This window comes from Herbaspirillum sp. B65, from assembly GCF_000333555.1.
GTDB lineage: Bacteria > Pseudomonadota > Gammaproteobacteria > Burkholderiales > Burkholderiaceae_D > Herbaspirillum > Herbaspirillum rubrisubalbicans.
The window spans coordinates 1-2,028 of sequence record NZ_BADI01000626.1; the positions used below are offsets into that span (position 1 = coordinate 1).

Sequence of the window (2,028 nt, forward strand, 5' to 3'; positions counted from 1 at the left end):
GAGCATCCAGCGGCGATGCGCGGCAATTGGCCTTGGGCTATACCTATGGGCTGAGCCCGCGTACCCATCTCTACGGAGGCATAGCGCATATCAGCAACAACAAAAGAGCAAGATTCGGCTTGGCAAGCTTGGCCGAAGGTGGCGCGTCGGATGGTTCGGATCCCATGCTGTATACGGCGGGGGTGAAGCATATCTTCTGATCTGGCGGCTCACTCCACGCCGCAGTGTTTGCTGCGCGCTCCATCAAACCTGGCATTGGCATCCATCAAAAAAGCTTGCCGCATCAGCGGCGTGGCAAAAGCAACTGCATCATCGGTACAGGAGCGTCGAATCCGTATGCATCACGTCGCTACGGAGCGCGCCGCTCTTGTCCCGTATCGCGGCCAGAAAAGTTGCCACGATCGGCTTGCCCTCGCGGCCTTCTTGCTTGGAATTCACCATGTTTGCACTGACCAATTCCTTCAAATGGAAAGACAGGGTCGATAGCGGCAAGCCGGTCAGTTCTGCTACCTTGCCCGCCGGCATTCCCTTGGGGCCAGCTTGAACAAGGAGGCGGAACACAGCAAGCCGCGACTCATGGGCTATGGCGCTAAGTGCCTTGACGATTTCTAATTCTTCCATATTTCCAGAATAGTGGAAATGATTATGCCCGTCAAGGCTGGTTGAGCTTCGTCAAGCCGATACTCTAGGGAGATCATCTTCGCCCGCCAAAATATTGCATAAATGCAATTTATAAAGGGCATTTTTCCGAATTTCCACCCTGCGCGCGCGGTTGCCCCCACCCCGCGCCTGCCCGCTACATAGAGCGGTTTTGACTCAAATTTGCGTCAAGCGCAGAAGGCCGCCCAGTCTGATATGTGAGCCTACATGGAAGCCGTCATATTTGACGCATTTTGACGCACACAGGAGACATTGTTGCGGGGCATTTTTAAGGAAGACCTGTTCCTCGATCCATCAATGCCTCGCCCAACCTAGTGGGTGATGACTCGCTACCGTCATTGCTGATGATTTAGGTTGCAAATTTTTTATCTATTTCATAGGCGGAGTACACCTATAGGGAAAATCCTTAAGGTAGCTGCAGAGTTTATGGGCTATGTTTTGGAACCGGACCTGGAGGTCACGACACAAGGGGTTTCTAGTTAGCTAGCGTGGTCTTGCCGCCTACGAAAGGCAGTAGCCTCACTACCTTGGAGAAATGTGTATGAAATTGACCAAGAGCTTACGGAGGCTCAATTGATCTTGCCATTCAGTCAACTGAGCCGATTAAAAGAGATTGCAGACAGTCTAGCGACGACATATGAAGAGATCCTGCTCCATCCGGCTTCCGAAGTAGCCGACTCGTTTAAAGCCTTAGCTGATGCGGCGCTGAGCAAGGCCATGACGACGGATTAGATGGTGTTTTTTGCAGAGCAAGGAATGGCAAAGGGCGGGGCCTGGGCCATCAGTAAAACTGGTTTTGCATGGTAATCGTTATCAGTTATTGGCCCTAGTGCCGATCAATTTTTTGGGGATGAAATATGTATAGTTCATTGACCGTAGGCCGAAAACTGGGGCTTGCTTTTCTCTGCATGGTAGTTGTGTCACTTGTTGGGAGTGGGTTGTCGTTATTTAATTTTAATAAGCTGGAAAATGCCAGCGCAATGAATATACACACCTATGAAGTCATGGGTCAGGCCGACGATATGCTAATAAATATGGTCAATATTGAGACAGGTATCCGCGGTTATGTCGCGTCTGGCAATGAGGCCTTCCTCGATCCATACAAAAGCGGGCGCAAGGACTTTAAAACTGCTTTTGATAAGGCCAAGACGCTGACTGCTGACAATCCTGCACAGCAAAAACGCTTGGACGAGATGCTCGAGCTGAGTAACAAGATCGAAGAGGTCGACCAGACTTTGATGAAGATGAGAAAAGAGGCGAATGCCAGCGGATCTGCACAAGCCCTTCAAGCTTACTTCGGTGCCACACACGACAAGATATTCATGGACCGGTTTCGTGCAATCCAGAATGATTTCTCAAACCGAAGGG

Annotated in this window: 3 protein-coding genes and 1 pseudogene; 3 read left to right on the forward strand and 1 reads right to left on the reverse strand. The window is 50.6% G+C overall.

Annotation, left to right across the window (positions count from 1 at the left end; all coding sequences use genetic code 11):
* Positions 1-200 (forward strand): annotated as a pseudogene (locus I5W_RS32860) (porin); the annotation flags it as partial.
* Between the two features lie 109 nt (positions 201-309).
* Here the strand turns inward: I5W_RS32860 and I5W_RS14795 are convergent.
* Positions 310-621, reverse strand: a complete 312-nt coding sequence (locus I5W_RS14795) for an ArsR/SmtB family transcription factor (protein WP_083893542.1) — start codon at positions 619-621, stop codon at positions 310-312.
* 576 nt (positions 622-1,197) lie between these two features.
* On the opposite strand from I5W_RS14795, the gene I5W_RS14800 reads away from it, so the two are divergent.
* Positions 1,198-1,392: a hypothetical protein gene (locus I5W_RS14800; RefSeq protein WP_044529797.1), complete on the forward strand. Its 195-nt coding sequence runs from the start codon at positions 1,198-1,200 to the stop codon at positions 1,390-1,392.
* A gap of 125 nt (positions 1,393-1,517) precedes the next feature.
* Positions 1,518-2,028: CHASE3 domain-containing protein (locus I5W_RS14805; protein WP_199901746.1), on the forward strand; the 511-nt coding region annotated here is incomplete at its 3' end.

What these genes read in the sequence shown, in the direction of transcription:
- I5W_RS14795 (WP_083893542.1), bottom strand. Translation starts at nt 621, where the DNA reads ATGGAAGAATTAGAAATCGTCAAGGCACTTAGCGCCATAGCCCATGAG.